The organism is Kribbella qitaiheensis, from assembly GCF_042657745.1.
Taxonomy (GTDB): Bacteria; Actinomycetota; Actinomycetes; order Propionibacteriales; family Kribbellaceae; genus Kribbella; species Kribbella qitaiheensis.
This window is the reverse complement of record NZ_JBHSKE010000038.1, coordinates 1-506: the sequence shown is the minus strand read 5'-3', so window position 1 is coordinate 506 and position 506 is coordinate 1. Positions and strand designations below refer to the sequence as shown.

The following is a 506-nucleotide window of genomic DNA, read 5'->3' as shown; positions in this document are numbered from 1 at the left end:
GCGGCCGGGGCGACGGTTTCCTGCGGGGCGGCGTAGCCGGGAACCGGGCTGCCGTACAGGAGTCCGTATTCGGCGGGGTGTGACAAGGCCCAGGCGCGTACGGCGCGGCAAACGGCCAACCAGCGGCCTCGGAGGTCGGTGCGAGGTACGGCCGCTTCCGCCTCGGTCGCGGCCGCGCCCAGAACCTCGTACGCATCGATGATCAACGCGGTGAGCAGGGCGTCGCGGCTCGGGAAGTACCGGTAGAGGGCTGACGCGACGATGCCCATGTCGCGGGCGACAGCGCGCAGGGACAGGTTGGCGCCGTCCGCAGCGACGTGCTTACGCGCGACCTCCTTGATCTCCTGGCTCATCTCCGAGCGGACCCGAGCGCGCAGCGACGGTGCGGACATGCGCCCAGTGTCGCACAGTTCCGAGAACACCGGGCCGCGACGAGAGCACTGTTCTTGATCTCGCCTCGCGGCATGAGTACAGTGAACTCATTCGAGAACAGTGTTCTCGGAACT

General features: G+C 68.2%; 1 protein-coding gene. It reads right to left on the bottom strand.

Annotated elements, in window-relative coordinates; translation table 11 throughout:
* On the bottom strand, window positions 1–392 hold a 392-nt coding region (locus ACFPJ1_RS25420), incomplete at its 3' end, for a TetR/AcrR family transcriptional regulator (protein ID WP_380107612.1).
* Window positions 393–506: the final 114 nt, after the last annotated feature.